General features: G+C 42.0%; 15 protein-coding genes. 4 read left to right on the top strand and 11 right to left on the bottom strand.

From position 1 onward, the window contains the following. Window positions 1-1027: 1027 nt before the first annotated feature. The 4 genes from ACTXGO_RS00250 to ACTXGO_RS00265 form a co-directional block, all read right to left on the bottom strand. Window positions 1028-1996, bottom strand: coding sequence for a DNA-binding protein (locus ACTXGO_RS00250; RefSeq protein WP_299330607.1), 969 nt, complete (start codon window positions 1994-1996; stop codon window positions 1028-1030). Window positions 1997-2123: 127 nt separating this feature from the next. Then, entirely contained in the window at window positions 2124-2420 is a 297-nt protein-coding gene (locus ACTXGO_RS00255; RefSeq protein ID WP_443573111.1) for a hypothetical protein, read from the bottom strand. A 140-nt stretch (window positions 2421-2560) separates the two neighbouring features. Further along, window positions 2561-3502: a replication initiation protein gene (locus tag ACTXGO_RS00260; RefSeq protein ID WP_058025554.1), complete on the bottom strand. Its 942-nt coding sequence runs from the start codon at window positions 3500-3502 to the stop codon at window positions 2561-2563. 360 nt (window positions 3503-3862) lie between these two features. Further along, window positions 3863-5986: a MobA/MobL family protein gene (locus tag ACTXGO_RS00265; RefSeq protein ID WP_443573112.1), complete on the bottom strand. Its 2124-nt coding sequence runs from the start codon at window positions 5984-5986 to the stop codon at window positions 3863-3865. A 287-nt stretch (window positions 5987-6273) separates the two neighbouring features. On the opposite strand from ACTXGO_RS00265, the gene ACTXGO_RS00270 reads away from it, so the two are divergent. Together ACTXGO_RS00270 and ACTXGO_RS00275 are read left to right on the top strand one after the other, a co-directional pair. Next, the gene (locus ACTXGO_RS00270; RefSeq protein WP_025643898.1) at window positions 6274-6789 is read left to right on the top strand and encodes a hypothetical protein; all 516 of its coding nucleotides are present in this window, start codon (window positions 6274-6276) and stop codon (window positions 6787-6789) included. Window positions 6790-6795: 6 nt separating this feature from the next. Next, entirely contained in the window at window positions 6796-7356 is a 561-nt protein-coding gene (locus ACTXGO_RS00275) for a hypothetical protein (protein ID WP_298973895.1), read from the top strand. Between the two features lie 45 nt (window positions 7357-7401). Here ACTXGO_RS00275 and ACTXGO_RS00280 read toward each other — a convergent pair whose 3' ends face one another. From ACTXGO_RS00280 to parA, 5 genes are all read right to left on the bottom strand, one after another. Then, window positions 7402-10278, bottom strand: coding sequence for a type I restriction endonuclease subunit R (locus ACTXGO_RS00280; RefSeq protein WP_443573113.1), 2877 nt, complete (start codon window positions 10276-10278; stop codon window positions 7402-7404). A gap of 8 nt (window positions 10279-10286) precedes the next feature. Next, window positions 10287-11504 (bottom strand): restriction endonuclease subunit S, encoded by a 1218-nt coding sequence (locus ACTXGO_RS00285; protein WP_443573114.1) that lies wholly within the window; start codon window positions 11502-11504, stop codon window positions 10287-10289. A 23-nt stretch (window positions 11505-11527) separates the two neighbouring features. Continuing rightward, on the bottom strand, window positions 11528-13111 hold the full coding sequence (locus ACTXGO_RS00290; RefSeq protein ID WP_298973892.1) for a type I restriction-modification system subunit M: 1584 nt from the start codon (window positions 13109-13111) through the stop codon (window positions 11528-11530). A gap of 149 nt (window positions 13112-13260) precedes the next feature. Then, window positions 13261-13464, bottom strand: coding sequence for a hypothetical protein (locus tag ACTXGO_RS00295; RefSeq protein ID WP_298973891.1), 204 nt, complete (start codon window positions 13462-13464; stop codon window positions 13261-13263). Continuing rightward, complete coding sequence (parA, locus tag ACTXGO_RS00300; protein ID WP_298973890.1) at window positions 13461-14108, bottom strand: ParA family partition ATPase; 648 nt, start codon at window positions 14106-14108, stop codon at window positions 13461-13463. The genes ACTXGO_RS00295 and parA overlap by 4 nt, the downstream gene beginning before the upstream one ends. 236 nt (window positions 14109-14344) lie before the next feature. On the opposite strand from parA, the gene ACTXGO_RS00305 reads away from it, so the two are divergent. Both ACTXGO_RS00305 and ACTXGO_RS00310 read left to right on the top strand, forming a co-directional pair. Beyond that, entirely contained in the window at window positions 14345-14557 is a 213-nt protein-coding gene (locus tag ACTXGO_RS00305; RefSeq protein ID WP_201530165.1) for a helix-turn-helix domain-containing protein, read from the top strand. Window positions 14558-14686: 129 nt separating this feature from the next. Then, window positions 14687-14962 (top strand): hypothetical protein, encoded by a 276-nt coding sequence (locus ACTXGO_RS00310; protein WP_443573115.1) that lies wholly within the window; start codon window positions 14687-14689, stop codon window positions 14960-14962. Window positions 14963-15366: 404 nt separating this feature from the next. Here ACTXGO_RS00310 and ACTXGO_RS00315 read toward each other — a convergent pair whose 3' ends face one another. Further along, window positions 15367-16857 (bottom strand): CoA-acylating methylmalonate-semialdehyde dehydrogenase, encoded by a 1491-nt coding sequence (locus ACTXGO_RS00315; RefSeq protein WP_075102630.1) that lies wholly within the window; start codon window positions 16855-16857, stop codon window positions 15367-15369. A gap of 58 nt (window positions 16858-16915) precedes the next feature. Beyond that, entirely contained in the window at window positions 16916-18106 is a 1191-nt protein-coding gene (locus tag ACTXGO_RS00320; RefSeq protein ID WP_298973885.1) for an iron-containing alcohol dehydrogenase, read from the bottom strand. Window positions 18107-18121: the final 15 nt, after the last annotated feature.

The following is an 18121-nucleotide window of genomic DNA, read 5'->3' on the forward strand; positions in this document are numbered from 1 at the left end:
GTCTTCATAGTAAACTATCCCAGTATTGTCAGAAACTTAACGTCTTGTGAGGATGTACTAAGTGCTAACTTCAAAATGGTTGAAATACCTACGCTAAATGACGACAAAAAAAGCCTAAGCAATCTAATGAAAAAGTAGATAATAAAAACCCAATCTACATGACAAACAAAAAAATGCCTCTGGGAGTTGACTCCCAGAGGCATTTAGTTTTAAATATAGCTAACGGTTACAGCGTGTTGACGCACACTGTAACGAACAAATAAGCACCTGAACTGCGTTATTTGAACAGCATTAAATGCCCGTGTAGGTGCATTTTATCCAAAATTTGCTTTCATATCAACTTTATTCACTATACATTTTAAAAACCGCTTGTTCGCTCGTTACATCCTCGTGCTGCTCTCTTTATAACCGTTACCCGTCAAATGGGTGGCAGGCTAAGGCGACGACTGCGTTTGACAGAAGGGTAAAGCTCTCGACAGGGGGTTCTAGACATATTGAGCAACGCAATGAGTGGTTATTTGTGCATATCGTAGCGGTATATTGGGTGTATTGCCCTTGCTAGCGTATGACAGCACAGTAGCGGTTAAGAGCGTGTCTAGGCGGTGCTATCAGCCGTAATCTTAACAACCGTAGCTTGATACAGTGATACGGTCTTGATGACGCGATGGGCGATGAAGTCGGCATGACTAATCACATCAAATCCAAGGAATGCACTAAAGCGTTTGTGAGTATTTTTTTACTCATAAACGCTTTAGGGTGAGTGTTCCTTGAAATCTGCTCAAGGCTCCAAAATCAGCATAAATTCACTTAGGCTAATTTAAATAGTATATAGCCCACTAGGCTATATACTATAAGACTTCAGAGAAAAATTTAGAATAGTTCTTATACAACAGTCATTTATTCAGTGAGTCGATATTGTCATAGTTGATTCATAAGCTTAGTGTGAATAGAACGAGATCTACGCTTTAGGTAAAGTCTCTTCCTAGCTCATAACTATTCTTTATCTTGGAACCTTGAATACTTTTATTTAATCAACATCCAAGGCGTTATCTTTGTTTTGAATAAGTATGAGATCATCTTGAGCTTTCTTGAGTTTATTTTGTAACACAGTCACTTGTTCTTGTTCTGATAGGTGACGGCTCGATAGCTCGCCATATTGCTTATTCAATATACTATGTTCAGCTTCAAGTTTAGCCTGTATTTGAGTCAGCTGCTCATAAAGTCCTGATAGCTTATCACGTTCAGCGGTGACCGCCTTTAGCTCTCCTTTGATCTCTGCGGTAGCAGTTTGTATCTCATTGCGTTCAGCTGTGACCGTCTTTAGCTCTGACTTAGTGGCTTTAAGTTCCGCCTTTAAACGTGCAATCTCTGCTTTATCGCTATCAGCTGTAGCTTTAAGCGTGGCTACCTCACCAAGACTACTAGTAAGCTCTACAGATTGCTTATCTAATGCGCTACGTGTCTCTACAAGCTGTGATTGTGCTGTTTCTGCTTTAGTTCGTTCAAGCTCTAATTGATGCTTAGTATCTGATAGCGTCTGTTTGGTAGCATCATGGTCAGCTGTGGCTTGCTGAGCGCTTTTAGTTGCTGCTTCCGCAGTAGTGGCCACTTCGTCCAGCTGCTGTAGTAGATCTGCTTGTTCACCCTCTAAGGTTTTAACTGCTTCTTGCGCTTCGTCCGTCTCTGCTTGTGCCTTAACCTTAACCACCTCTAGAGCTTCACGCTCCTTAGACAGCCTATCGTTCGCCATATCAATAGCTGTCTGCCACATATCAGCGCCAAGCGTGTGCAAGCGTTCAGTGATACCGCTAGGTAAATCCACTTGTTGTAGCTCTTGCTCTTCCTGCTGTTCTCGCTTCCAACTCTGCATCGCATCACTAATGGTAGTGAATGAGCCACCGCCTAGCGCCTTACGCACCTCTGCCAGTGTCGGCTTGATCCCTTGCTCCTGTAATCGGTCAGCTGCTGCATGAATATCTTGTGTGGTGAGTGCCATGATTTTGTATTCCTTGATATTGTATTGTATTATATTGTATATAGTATAATACAATATACAACATACTACAATGCAAGGTGTAAAAAAACCCCAAGTCGTCTTGAGGTTATAACTTGTTGGCTAAGACTTAATGATCAGTTAGGTATTCTTCTAGGGCATCATTGATCATGTCCTGATAGTTACCGCCTGTCTGCTTGGCTCTGTCCTTAAACTTAGCAAGAATGCTTGGGCTGATAACACTGGCTTCTGTAGTAAGCGTTTGTGGTTTGATACTGCCACGGATCGCGCCTGACCAGTCGGTGATTTCTGGAATGTCCGATAGATCAATGTCGTCATTGCTAAGCGTTGCTAAGTACTCTAAGTCCGCTTGCTGCTTAGCCGTTAATGGCGGCAACTTATCTATGTGATAACTAACCTTGTTCATATTGTCTCCTTTCAATCTTTGTGGCACGCCTGGCAGAGATAATGCGTATAACCTCAGGCCATAGATTTCAAACACTGCAAAAGCATTGGCCTTTGACTCTTAAGTAAGCCATATATCATAATTGGTAGTAAACATAGTAATTACTTACCTTGACTGACTTTTGGTAAGTAGCTCTCAAGCGCTTTGTTTGGCTTGTTAAAGCTTTCAGGCTCCCGCTGTATGATGTTAATCATTTCACGCTTAAAACTATCAGTACTCATTTTACCGTCATAGCTTAAACCTGGGTGATCGTTATAGTCGTTCATAAACTGCACATTATCAACAATTGATTTGATCTTATCTTCTGACAATTTACCGTCTTTACCAGCAATTTTATCTAATAACTTTTTGTGAAATTTGAGCTTTAAGCCTTTATAGCCCTTCCCTCTTGCTTTTTTTTGATACTCTACACTGACTTTATAATTCGTATTTTCATTTATATCGTTGATAGCTGTTTCAATAACATATCTTCGCAACTCACTAAATTGCTTATACTTATCTTTAACACACATTACGTGTTTAAACTCTTCTATCGTAAACTCTTTGCTGTACTGGTATTGATTAACCCACATTACCACCAATTCATACATTTTTATTGAATGAATACTCGATAACTCACCTATTTCTAATAGCTTGTATTTAGTGAAATTAGCTTTAAGTTGCGTCAAATATGGCAGTATTTTATTTGCGAATGATAATACGACTTCTCCGTTATCTGGATCATAAACAATACTACTAACAAGCCTTGTTTGAAGCGTTTTATTCTCGGGCAAGCTCATAACAATATCGACGTCATATAAACGTTTGCTTGCGTTCTCTATGTCACGATAAACATTCTGTTCGTTCTTAGACTTCTTACCAAAAAACAATGATTTAATATCATCAACTGTTACTTTATATTCTGTGTCTTGCGTGACATTTGGTGCATCAGGCCTACTGTCAATTTGACTGATACAAGCAAGCATGAGCTCTTTATCCGTCTTTTGCATTGTGTACGTTGCTAGGATTAAATCATTTGACTGAACAACTAAGTTATTTTCCATTTCAACTCTGCGCCCATAGTTACATTTAACAAGATCTTATCATAAAATAGAGTTATAAAAAGAGTGTTTTTTATTTATCTCTGTTTTCTGCTCATTTACTCTGTTTTCTGCTCATTTACTCTGTTTTCTGCTCATTTACTCTGTTTTCTGCTCATTTACTCTTTTTCTTTCTTGTAAGGTATTGATTTTAACAGGGAAAAATAGCTCTCAAACAGGATTAAACAGGAGCAAACAGGATTAAATAAACCCCTTAAAGAAACGGGTGATAAATTTTTTGTGGATAAGTGAAAAAACATCACTTAAACCACGTAGCTTGCCTCAGCAATTTATCCTTCAGTAACGGTTTTTTTGAGGATTCAATTAAGGACTAAATCCTCGGCTAGGTGAATGGGCTTTATTAACTTGATATTGGTAAGACTCTAAACCGCCCTGTAGTGCTTTGTGTTGGCCTTCAGACAGATCTTTACCATATTGCTCAGTAAACGTCTCTAAAGTGGCTTTAAGAGCCTCTGAGTAGGTCTTACGCTGGGTTGTTGGTAGGGAGTTAACATCGCGCAACGCAAACTTAAACTGCTGACAGGTTTTATCCAAGGTATCTGCTAGATGTTCTTTGGCAACGTCTCTTGCCTCAGCTGGGCAGTTATCCTGATTGATGTAATCCATTAATTCTTCTATATAGCTGAACGATGACATGGTGTCCCGAGTCATTCTGCCAACCTCTCCTGCGCTACCGCCCAGTTTGTCGATGATACTGCTATTAAATGCCGCTCGTTTTTGATCGATATTGTCTCTGAAATCTGTAAAATGCTTGGTAAGCGCTAGATACTGCTCACGTTCAGCGTTAGGATCACGCAACAGCTTGATAATGGCTTTGTTGTTTTCAACCAGCGTGTGATCAAAACGTTTGGCCACTTGGCGTAAGTGCGCGGTAAATTCCACCGCTTTATCGTGGTCCTCAATACCATGGTGCTGTGCAAACTCGTTGAGTAGTGCCACTTGCCGCTGATCAAATTTATCAGGGGCGTCATCCGCGGTTTCTCCTTGCGCCCATCTGATAGCCATATCATCACGATGACGTTGTATTAAGCGCATGGCTAGGTGCAGCTTCATACGTTCAACATACTCAAAGATTCTCTCATCTTCGTAACGGTTTGCTCGAGTGTCTCGATCAATGCGTCCTTCTTGTCGATCAAGTCGAGCAGCTCTTGCTCGTCGTGCTGCGTCATCGAAGGGGTTGGGGGCTGGTCTTGCACTTCGCTCAGTTGCTTTGTTAATTTCAATATTTGACTTTCCGATAGCTTCAGTGATTCCCTCAATTGCTTGTTTTGTGTCGTCAATTCTTTGTTTTGTGTCATCACATCGCTTTGGTAGGTTTTCGCATCGTTTAGCTGCCCAAGCAATGCCTGATTTTGCGTCTTCAACGCATCGTTTTGTGTCGTCAACTCGAATTGCCGTTCTATTATTTTGTTCTGTGCAGTACGTAATGTGAGGTTCTGAGCTTCCAGAGAGTTGTTTTGCAAAATCAGCTCGCTGTTTTGTGCCTCCAATGCTGCCAGGTAGTCTTGCATTTTTCTCAGTTGCCCAAGCAAGTCCTTTTCTAAGTGCGCTAATTCGTCGCTCATTGTCTGCCTCCTGTTTGATATGGTTGTCAGCCACCAAGTTATTACGTGCTTTGATGGCGCGGTTGGTATTACCTTTTTCGGTCGTGATGCCTCGGCGCTCCATTGCTGTCGCCTCTACCCCCATTTTAATGGTGGGCTGCTGATCAAGCCCCTGATCCTTATAACTGCGTGCATCCATCAGCGGTAAATGATATTCGGCCAACACCTTATTGGCGGTATCTACCCACATCTCACGAATACGCTTAATCTCCTGCATCGATGACGGCAGATCATGCGCCTTACGTTTTTTATTGGACCACTCAAACGGGGTCTTAAGCTTTGGATCAAATGCCAAGGTTTTATTTGGTCCAATGGTAGGCGCTCGAGTAGTGACTAAAATATGCGCGTGAAAATTACGGGGATCAGGGTTTTCCTCACCCTCACGCAAATACTTAGAGCTTGGCGGCACATTAGGATCAAAAGGCAACTTCATCACCGGACGATGGATACACACATCAGCAATCACATCCATATCGTCACAAAGCTTTTGGGCAAAGTTGATGGCCAGCTGATGCCGATCATATTCGTCTAACTCATACGGCAAATTAATCAGCCACTCACGAGCCACCCGACTGTCCGAACGTGTCTCTGCCGCTTCAGCGGTATTCCAAAGCGTCTCTCTATCCACACTCACACCCAGCGCTTTTAATGAGAACGGTAAAACGATATCACTGCTCATCACCCCAGACTTTTTACTATAGTCATGGGTCTTGCCATATTTGGCATCATCAAGCACATCGCCAGCACGATAGGCGGCACACGCCACAGCCGACTGTCCTGCTTTTCGAGAAATCGCCTTTGTTGCAATGTGTACCATTGTCATAAAGAGTCACCTGCTATTTTTGCTTTTTGCACACCACCGCTTTTCGTGGTGTGCGGGGTTTGGGGTTTCCCCAACGAAGAAGGATTCAAAATTAAGATAGTAACGAAGTGAATAGATTAAATTTTGAGTCGTTACTTCGCCCTTAGTCAGGGAGACGCCACCATCAAATACTAAAATAATATATCTAAGATGTCTGGTGCGGTTGTGTTAAAGCTTACCACAAGCGATTGAATGATAGTGAGGTGCTTGCTATGCTGAGTAAAATTTAATCGATAAGGGTAAATCTGATGTCAGTATCTAATAATAAAGCACCTATGTCTATTTTTGATAGTCAAGACTCTAATGAGCTAAAAGAGCGTCAACGGTTAGAAGAGTTAAAACGCCAAGCTAAGGTTCAGCAGGTGAAGCTGGATAAACGATTAAACAAGCAGAAGATTCTAATGGGGGCATTTTTGGGTCAAGTATTGGCAACTGAAGGTGAAACTGAGCAAATGATTCGAGATTACTTCGCCATTCACTTTCCAGATTTTTTAACAAGGAAATCAGATAAGTTTTTATTCAAAAGTATGATCGAGAGTTTAGGTGGTGATATAGGATTGGGTGAGGAAGAGGATCCATTTTTAGCCAACGTAAAAGAAAATAATAAAGAAGCTACTGATCAAAATACAGGCGTTGAAGGCAGAAATACTGATAGCAATAACCAAACGCAATCTGACTCTCTGGCTAATTATAGAGAACAGGATTCGCTACTAGATGACAATAGTCATGCTACTGGTGGAAGTAATCCAAACTATCATGGGTAATAGGTTATGTTTATTGAAAGCCACAAAGCTGCGCTATCAAGCTTTGATGCAAATATAGAGCCGTATATGGTCGATGGTGTAGTGGCAGATAGTGAAGGCGCTTTATCTGTGATGCTGCCACTTGCAAGAAATACGATAGCCATTAAATTTGCAGAAGATGATCATAGCGTTGCGGAAATGGTAGCTCGTGCATTTACTTTGTTTGAAAACTTCTGCACAAGCGATCAAGCATACGCTTTTTACAATGAGATGATGGAAAATCCAAAATTATATGATCGTGTGATGCAGTTCGTTACTCTGATGCTAATAGCTGATAAGCCATTAGGAACCCTTACCATAAGTAAGGCAGTGGATAAAAAACATGCAAAGCTTTTGAGTGATGTTCGGCTGATTGGTGGAATTTTTGGGTTTTATGATAAAGAGACTAAGGTTTATACAGATGATATCACTTGCATAACTCATCTCAATGGAACAACTAAAGAGCTGACTCTGCCCCCTGAGAAGGTTTTGATGCTGATGAGCTATTACATAAATGGCCAACGTGTATTGACCATGATGCCCTGGTGATGGGTTTAGGTTAAAGTGCAGTTGCACAGGATCATGGATAGTCTTTTACATATCAGCATAAAACTTCTGGATAAAGTCACGAGTCTTGCTCATGAGTCGCTCGTGAAGGGGTTTGCGCTCAAATAGCTTAACTTTATAGTTAGGTAGCGCTTTCACTTCGTTACGGTCAGGTAGCCGCTTGCTAGTCTTATACTTTCTGAGGATCTCTTGCATGACATCGGCTTTCAGATTGTTATCTTTACATAGCTCTTGGTACGCAGCCTCCTTCTCTACGTCCCAAAAGTGTGCAAAAGCCTCCTCTACTGTCTGACCATCTGGCATTTTAGGCATCTGCTCCTTGATGAACTTTTGGATAAGTTCCTGCTTGTCACGGAAGGTCGGCTCATTCATGATTAAGTCGTCCACCTGGGCTTGGTACTGGGCTGCCTTTTCCTCGTTACCCTCGTCTTGCTCTTTATTGGCTTGCTTGAGTAGCTCTAGTATGTAGCCGACATTGATACGATCGCTATGTAGCATTTCAATCTGAAAGTTGATGTCATCGAGTATTGAGGTTTTATCCTCGCTATTCTTGTTCTGGGTGCGAATGTTGCGGTATAGGTCTATATATTTACTGGCAAAATTGGCGAAGTCTTCTTTATTCAGATCTGTATCAGCCTGGTCGTAGTCTACGAAGGTACCTAACTGCTCGTTATAGCGCATCACTTCACGAAAGGCTTTGATAAATGCTAACTGCTCATCTTCAGTCTCTAGTGTATCAACGGCCTTATAATCAGCACAGATGTCTAAGAGATTCTTGGCAGCTTGATCGTAGTGCTTTCGTAGCTCATGCATTTCAGGAATGACGGCGATATCTTTCGCTTGCTTGTTGGCAAATAGGGCCAAGGCATCATCGGTGTTCTGTTTTAGGTTACGAAAGCAGACGATATTACCGAAGGGTTTTTTGTCGTTATAAATACGATTGGTGCGTGAGAAGGCTTGTACTAATCCGTGATACTTTAGGTTTTTATCCACGTATAGCGTATTTAAGGTTTTAGCGTCGAATCCTGTGAGAAACATGTTCACAACGATCAGAACATCAATCTTGCGCTGTTTTACTTTGGTGGCGATATCACGATAGTAAGGGTAGTAGTTCTTGCCTGAATCAAAGTTTGTAGCGAATGTATGATTGTATTGGCCAATGTAGCGATCTAACTTGTCGCGGCTGCTCTCATCGATTTGGGCAGGGGTTTCAAAGCTCGACTCTTCAATTAAACCATTTTCTTCGAAACTGGCATCGGTCGCTTCGTTGGCCGCGTAAGAAAATATCGTGGCAATGGTAAGTGGCTTGAATGTAGGGTCGTCGGCTTGCTTTTGCGCTTGAATACGCTCAAAAGCGTCGTAGTACTGCGTGAGCATATCAACGGAGCTAACGCAAAATATGGCGTTAAACTCGCGGCGTTTGGTCTTGGTGTCATGCTTTTCAATAATGTAGCGAGCAATATCATCAATGCGTTTGGGGTCGTTATAGACTTCTTGAGTATCAATTGCGGTGACTTTTTCATCGGCTGCACCATCGTTTTTGGTGAATTTACCTACGTAGTCAATCTGAAACGGCAGTACGTTTCTGTCACGAATGGCATCCACGATGGTGTAGCGGTGCAAGCACTCATCAAATAGATAGGCGGTAGTGAGTTTTAGCCCAGCTTTGTTATGGGCGTTATCAACTAATATGGGTGTACCGGTAAAGCCGAACATCTGCGATTGTTGAAAAAAGCGTTTAATGTTTTGGTGGGTTTCACCAAATTGGCTGCGGTGACATTCATCAAAGATAAACACGACTTTTTTGTCTTGTAAGTAGCGGATTTTTTCTTGATGGCGCTCTGATTTGATAGCGCGGTTGAGCTTTTGAATAGTGGTGACGATCAGCTTGTCGTGGGTCTCGCCTAGCTGCTTGACTAAGTTTTTGGTGTTGGTGGTACTGTCTACGCTGCCGTCTTTAAAGGCGTTGAACTCATTGGCGGTTTGAGTGTCCAAATCGTTTCTATCGACGACAAACACGACTTTTTCGACATCAGGTAGCTGCATGATGATTTGGCTGGCTTTAAATGAGGTCAGCGTTTTGCCTGATCCTGTGGTGTGCCAAATATAGCCGTTTTTGTCTGAGGTGGTGGCGCGCTCAATTAAGCGCTTGGTGGCATGAACTTGATAGGGTCTGAGCACCATCATGGTCTTGGAGGACTCATAGAGCACGACAAACTGAGCGATCATCTCGGTTAAATGCGAGGGGGTTAAAAACACCTCAGCAAAATCAACGATTTCATTGATCGGTTTGTTGTCGCTGTCCGCCCAGGGAAAGGTAAAATTAAAGTGCTGTGTACCTTTGGCATAGTAGCGCGTGTTTGCGCCATTACTGATGACAAACAGCTGAACGAACTCAAATAAGCCATGTCCTGCCTTGTAAGCGGCTTTTGAGTAACGCATGGTCTGATGGAATGCCTCGGCAATCTCGATTCCGCCACGGCGCTTAAGCTCGATTTGCACTAGGGGCAAGCCGTTAACCAAGATGGTGACATCAAAGCGGCTGGTGCGCCCGTTTTGGCTGCTGTGGTCAACCATAATCTGATTGCTCAGCTGCCAAATATTGTCGTCGGCACTCGGCCAAAAAAACTGAATATGGCGTGAGCTGCCATCATCGAACTTGACGTTAAACTTATCGCGCAGTTTTTTGGCTCGCTCAAAGGCGCTGCCACTGCCAAGATGGCTGATGACCTGCTTCCACTCATCGTTGGATAACGGCTTATCAAGATGATTGGCGCGGACGATTTGCCTCTTTAGGTTGGCAAGGAGTGCCACCTCGGTGGTGATGGTAACGCGCTCATAACCTAAGTCCTGCATTTGCGTCATTAGGCTGTCTTCGAGTTGGTACTCACTTTGCTCAGTCATTAGGTATCCTATACAAACATCTGCTGTAATAAGCCTTTTTTCCACGTTTTGGCGTGGTCGATTTGTTCGGTAACGTTATCTATCTTTTGGTCAATAACGGTTAGGAAGTTGGCGATTTTGGTTTGTTCTGCTAAACAAGGATATAGAATAGGCATATCAAAAAAATCCTGATTCTTGATGTTCATTCGATCATGCCTCGCCCCTGAATTAGACACACTTTTGACATAATCGTGCCAAATACTACTTTCAAAGAAGTATTCTAAGTAATTTATATCACCTTTATTGGTAGTAAAGACGGTGTATAGAGGTGACATGACACCTAAGCACTGTTTATTACGCTTGATTGGTCCTACAGGCGCTTGAGATGAAATTCTTGGGTTATATACAAAGTCACCTATCTCAACCACATAGTAACCCTTCAAGTTTGAAGTGGTTACTATATCCCTTTCAAAATAGTCACTTTGTTTAATAACTCCCTGAGTAGCAGAGTTTGTTAGAACTTCAGAGATACTTTCGTCTTTATTTTTTGCTAAGCTCTTCGAGGAAATTTCACCTAGCGTTATATCATCCCAATCCTCAAAATCACTACCATCGTCGGCTTTAAAGCGCAGTTTTTGGCTAAAAATCTGTTGCATCATGCCTTTTTTATAATCGGTAAGTAGCTCATGCTTTTGGGTCAGCTCATCGATTTTGGTATCGACAGTTGATAAGAATGTAGCGATTTTGGTTTGTTCTTTTAATGTTGGATAGTTAAAAGGAAATGACAACACATCTTTTTTAGTGATATTTGGGTCTTTTCGACTACTGGCTGCAAAAGTTTTCCATTCTTTTACATTATGATTTAGATAACTTAGAAGGAAAAACGAGCTGATATTTTCGTTAGGATATATTGCTGATAGCGCTTGGTTACAAGCAGCCTCATTTAACAAAAGCCCAGTTCGTCCAATTTGATTAAAACCTCCATACATAGCTACAAATACAGTGTCTTTAGGAAGCATTTTTACGGAAGTGCTTTCCAAAGCAATCTTGGAAATCTGTTCTTCCGTATGTGTAATGACAGCATTGTTTAAGTCTGTCGTTTTGACCCAAGGAATATTTGCATTTTTGAAAAACTCCTTATTACTTCTTAAAGGTGTAGCACCTGAAGTAACCTCAAAAACCTCACCTATTTTTGAGGTTAACCAACTTCCCTCAAACTCTTTAAACCGCAATTTTGGTGTTGCCATATCATCGTATCCTTATCTTTGCTCTACAGCGCCGCTTTAAAAGGCGAATCAATACCCAGCTCTTTACAAAAGCCGTTGATGGTGGCGTCTGTTGCTTGGCTCTTTTTTTCTAAATCTTGCAGCGCCTTGGCAACGGTTACTAGATCCACTTCAGGCTCAGCCTCAAACGTGTCCACGTAGCGCGGAATGTTGAGATTATAGTCGTTATCGCTAATATCCTTTAAAGAGGCGACATGGGCGAATTTATCGACATTTTCACGCGCTTGATAGGTTTTGATGATGGTGTCGATATGCTCGGGCAGCAGCATATTTTGATTTTTTTGCTTATCAAAACACTCACTGGCATCAATAAAGAAGACATCTTGATCGTGTTTGCGGTTCTTTTTAAAGACTAAAACAGAGGTCGGGATGCTGGTGCCATAGAAAATATTGGCAGGGAGTCCAATCACTGCGTCTAAGGCGTTAAGGTTTTTGATGATGTATTCACGAATATCGCTCTCACTTGAACCGCGAAACAGGACGCCATGCGGCAATACCACTGCCATTGTGCCGTCATCGTCTAAGTGATGCAGCATGTGCTGGATAAACGCCATATCGGCTTTGGATTTGGGCGCAAGTTTGCCATAGTCTGAGAAGCGCTCGTCTTGAAGCAGCAAAGGATCAGCTGACCAATGCGCTGAAAATGGCGGATTGGCCACAATGGCATCAAAGCGCATTCCGACGTGCTGCGGACGCTTGAGCGTGTCTTCTTGCTTGATATCAAACTTGGTAAAGTTCACGCCATGCAAAATCATGTTCATACGTGCCAAGTTATAGGTGGTGCGGTTCATCTCTTGACCGTAGATTCTATCTACGTCATCCGCCTCACGCTTGACGCGCAGTAGCAAAGAGCCTGAGCCACACGTTGGGTCATAGACTGAGCTTATGGTGTCCTTACCGCTGGTAACGATTTTGGCAAGTAACGTGGATACCATTTGCGGGGTATAAAACTCTCCCGCTTTTTTGCCCGCACCACTAGCAAACTCACCGATCAGATACTCATAAGCATCGCCTAGCACGTCGCTTTCGGTGTTACTGAGATCAAAATCAATGGCATCTAAATGGCTTAGCACCTTTACGATCAGCTCATTACGATCATCAGGGCTATTACCAAGCTTGGTTGAGTTGAGATCAATGTCTTCAAATAGATTGGCAAAATCCTCTTCTGAGTCTGTGCCTAATGTGCCCTGCTCGATGGCTTTTAGCGTGTCAGCCAAATCATCGAGAATGAACGCTTGGTCTTGTTTGCCGCGTTTGGCCAGTTGGTGAAATAACTGATTAGGCGCAAGCGCGTAGCCGATCTCATCAATAGCGTTTTCTTTGACTTCCTCAATATAGTCAAGATGATCAGGATTGCTAATGTCAAAATTTGCAAAATTGTCAAAACCATCCCCTTCTTCAGCCAAAATATTATTGGCAAAGCGGATGAACTTATCCGATAAGTATTTATAAAAAATAAATCCTAGTATGTAGTCCCGAAACTCATCTGCACCCATCTTGCCGCGTAGGTCGTTAGCAATATTCCAAAGCTGCTTTTTTAGCTGTTGAAGCTGTTGTGATTGACTCATGATTATCCTAAATTAACATCGTTAGGTGTATAGGTGTATAGGTGTATAGGTGTATAGGTGTATAGGTGTATAGGTGTATAGGTGTATAGGTGTATAGGTGTATATATACCTAATAATAAATATTATAAATCAACAATATAGATCTGTTATCAACGCTCACTCAACCGTGATTCAATCATCTCAGTGAGCAGTTTGGTGACGGTTGTGCGATTATCAAGGACGTATTGTTTAAGCTCAAAGTAGGTATCTTCATCAAGATTGAAATTGACTCGTGCGCTCTTTTTAGGCTTATCAGTGACGTCAGACAACTCAAGCGCGTCTTTTTTATCTTTACTTGGGCGGCCAGCTTTCATAACTCTACTTCCTCATCAAAAAACGTTTTAACCTCGTTAACCAGTTGCGTGATCTCAGTCACGGCATTGCTCTTAGCAGATTCTGTCTCAAATACCGTTTTACCCACTGAAGCGCTATTTGGATAGCTGACGCGCTGCACGATTCTGGCATCAAGAACGGGCAGATTATAATCTTGTAGCACTGCGGCAACTTCTTTGCCGATGTTAGTGTTTTGGATCGCGCGAGAGACCACAAAGGCGGCTTTGAGCTTACCATCGGTCATCTCGATGCGCTGCTGCACCAAATCAACCAAATCATTGGTCGCCCACACATCATAGGGGCTTGGCTGTACGGGTATCAACACAAAGTCAGCGGCTTTTATGGCAGATAGTGCCAGATTGGTCGCTTGCGGTGAGCCATCAATTACGACGAACTCTTTATCAGAAACATTTTTTAAATCCTTATCAAGCGTTGGCCTATCAAGGCCGATAACAGGAACAGGATTGTCTTCATCAACGGCTCTCCAATCGCGAGCACTGCCTTGCTGATCACTATCAACGAGTAGCACACTATGACCCTGAAGTTGTAGCCCACGTGCCAAATGCGTGGCTATCGTGGTCTTGCCGCTGCCGCCTTTTTGGTTCAATACTGCGATTACTTTCATGGTAAAGGCCTTATGATGATTATATATTTATACACTCAAATGAGTAAGTACTCATATAAGTATATTATCGCAAAGGGCTAGTAAGCACAACTGAAAGCATTGAGCTTATTAGTATTGGATAGGTCTTACTATTAAACCGATATGACACGTAGTAAAATGCACTGCTTAATAGCGCTATGCGTGTTTAGCGAATAATTTGTATGCTAATAGCACTATATTTGAAATAGGAGAGGGTAATGGTTAAGTGTCATTTATCAACGATAATGGGTGAAAAGCGCCTTAAAATTGCAGATGTTGCAAGAGAAACTTCTATCAACAGAGGCACAATCACGCGTATGTATCATGAAGAAGCCACTCGAGTAGATTTAGAAGTGATTGAAAAGCTATGCCGCTATTTTAAAATTGAGGTAGGCGATCTATATGAACTTACTGACGATTCAGACATCTAGTCTCTAAACACATAAAATAACCTACAGTAGGTTATTTTATCTTGCAATGAGTCAAAATGCGTGTATAATTTTACCTGTAGCAGAACATTTAGTTAATTAAAAAATCTAATTAACCTACAGGAGGTTATTATGTATACGTCAGCGCAGCAACCAACAACGTCATCTTGGTTTGATCACAATGTGAAGGTTTTGACCAAGCAACTTATTGAAGACTTACAAATACAGCAAGGCTCACAGCTGGCCAAAATATTGGACGTGAATCCGATTTTCTATAATGATGAGGCCCTTCATGTATGGGTGCAGCGTCAGATAGATGAAGGATTAGTCGTTGATGATGAGGCGATTGGTGTGCTTGAGGCGGCGTTTATTGAGTTAGTTACCGATTATGAGGGTATGAGGACTTAAAAAAACCCAGCTGCTAATAGCAGCTGAGTTTTTGTTATTTTTACTTCAAGAAAGACGGCTTTCTTGGAGTAAAAAATGTATAACAATGAAAAGAATATTTACCTTAAGCGGCGAAACAGTTATTTTTCATCTCCATAAAATGTGTGCAAAATAATCATAACAGCGATTCTAATACAGAAACTAAACCACGCAGATTAATTCTATTTAATAAGTGTCTTATGGTTAGGATGGTTACCAAATCACGAATGTCTATTGTTCCACTACATATTCGTGGGGGAACAATAGAATACGAACTAGGTTCAGTGGGTGCCAATCTAATGTTGTCTGCAAACGGACAGTTATTAAGCTCAGTTTTTATTCAAACTTGTGTTAATAAGATTTCAACTGAGATTAATAGACGAGCTTCAAGTCGGCATTGAGAACTGCTTTTCTTCTCGTAACACTGCGCTAGGCCAGCGTTGTGTGATTGTTTTGCGTTTAGTGAAAAATCTTACACCATCTGGTCCATACATGGCAAGATCACCAAACAGTGAGCGCTTCCAGCCACCAAAGCTTTGAGAAGCTACGGGTACAGGTAGTGGAATATTTACACCGACCATGCCTACTTCAATGTTATCGACAAAATGACGCGCAGCTTCACCGTCGCGAGTATAAATACAAGTACCGTTACCATATTCATGATCGTTTATGAGCTGTATTGCCTCTGCCATGGTTTGAACCCTTATTACCTGTAAAACAGGACCAAAAATCTCGGCCTCATAGCTGTGCATCTGTTTGGTGACATGATCAATCAAAGTAGGGCCCACAAAGAATCCTTGCTCGTAGCCTTCTGGCGAGGCATTCGAGCCATCGATGACCAGCTCTGCACCTTGCTCAGCAGCACTTTTGATATAGCCTAAAATCTTAGATTTGTGGGCCTCTGTAATGACAGGACCAAAGTCGTTATTCTTGTCTGAATGTACACCAAACTTAAGCTCTTGAATAGCAGGCTGTAGTGCTGCAACCATCTTGTCAGCAATCTCATCACCGACTGCAACGGCGACAGAAAGAGCCATACAACGCTCACCTGATGAGCCAAAAGCAGCGCCTAACAAGGAAGTGACCACGTTGTCTAAGTCCGCATCTGGCATTACGATGGCATGGTTTTTTGCGCCGCCGAGCGCTTGACAACGTTTGCCTTGTGCAGCGGCTGTCGTATAGATATATTCAGCAATAGGAGTGGAGCCGACAAAGCTAACTGCTTTGACGTCTGGATGATGTAAAATAGCATCGACGGCTTCTTTACCTCCATTCACTACATTGATGACACCATCTGGCAGTCCTGCTTCTTTTAAAAGTTGTGCGATGAAAAGAGTGGAACTTGGATCACGCTCAGACGGTTTTAATACAAAGGTATTACCGCAAACGATGGCCATAGGGAACATCCATAATGGCACCATCACAGGGAAGTTGAAGGGAGTGATACCAGCCACTACTCCTAATGGGTGAAACTCACTCCAAGAGTCTATATTGGTAGCAACATTACGACTATGCTCACCCTTTAATAGCTCAGGCGCTCCACAAGCATATTCGACATTTTCAATACCACGCTGTAATTCACCGGCAGCATCATGCACAATTTTTCCATGCTCTTCACCAATTAATCTACAGATCTCATCAGCATTTTTCTCTAACAACTCTTTAAATTTGAACATGATTCTTGCACGTTTTACCGGTGGGGTTCTACTCCATGAGGGGAAGGCAGCTTCAGCAGCGGCTACTGCTTCGGCGATAGTTTTTTCACCACCCAAAGCAACCTGTTTACTTACTTCACCAGTAGAAGGGTTGTAAATTGGTTGTGTTTGACTTTCTTCATTAATTGCCTGACCATTAATAAAATGTCCGATAGTTTGCATAATATATTCCTTTTATAGCATTTAGTTTATACGTGGATTAAAAGTAAAATTTATTTTATTAGCTTGTCGAAAAATCATCTGAGCTACTTTCTGCCCATAACAATGTATAAAGTTGAACCATTTCTTTTAAACTGGGTATCCGAGGGTTGTTGTTAGGCGAACCTGAAGAGAATGCTTGTTCACACATGGTGTTTATTAGCGCATCAAAATCAGTTTTTTGAATTCCAAACTGTTCCAATGTAGGAACCTTGAGCTCGATATTGAGATTTTTCAGATAACTAATTAAATTCATATTCGCCTGATCATCATTATCATTAAAGCTCGCTACTCCTAATGCACGCGCACACTCTGCATATCGTTCAGGAGTGGCTGATATGCCAAATTCAGTAATAGTTGGCAATAGCATTGCATTTGATAAACCATGTGGTACATGAAAAAAGGCGCCAATCGGTCTGCTCATTCCATGAACCAAAGCCACGGATGAGTTACAGAACGCAATACCAGCTAACGTAGAACCTAACATCATGGCTTCACGAGCAGCCTCGTCTTTGCCATTATGATAGGCTTTTTGTAGATTAGGCCCAATCAAACGTAATGCAGCTAGAGCCTGTTGATCACTATAAGCATTACGTTTTTGACTAACATAAGCCTCTATAGCGTGAGTCATCGCATCAATACCAGTATCAGCAGTGGTTCTAGGCGGCACACTCATAGTCAGACTATAGTCAATAATCGCTGCTACTGGCATGAACCCCATACCAACGCACAACAGCTTCTCGTTATTTGTTTCATCCGTAATAATAGTAAACTTGGTCACCTCTGACCCTGTACCTGCCGTAGTAGGTATCGCAATAATAGGTAAACCTGCTTCATTTACTTGACGAGGAAATTTATAGTCATTAATGACACCACCAAACTTCCCTAAAATTGAAATGGCTTTTGCGCTATCTATAGGACTACCACCACCTAAAGCAATCAAACCATCATATTCTTGATTCCGTACCTGCTGCACCCCTGATTCAATAGAGCTTTCAGTGGGTTCAGGCATAGTATCTGAAAACACATCAGCCGTAATTTCAACCTCTTTCAAAATGGCTCGTAGTTTGTCCACATAACCCAGTTTAACCATCATCTCATCCGTAATGATGAGAGGCTTTTTTATACCCAAACTGTCTAATATAGTCGGTAGCTTTTGACATGCATCGCGGCCTACCTCCATGATTCTTGGGAGAAGAATACTATGTGACATATTTAACTATCCTTG

Source organism: Psychrobacter sp. T6-1 (genome assembly GCF_052258445.1).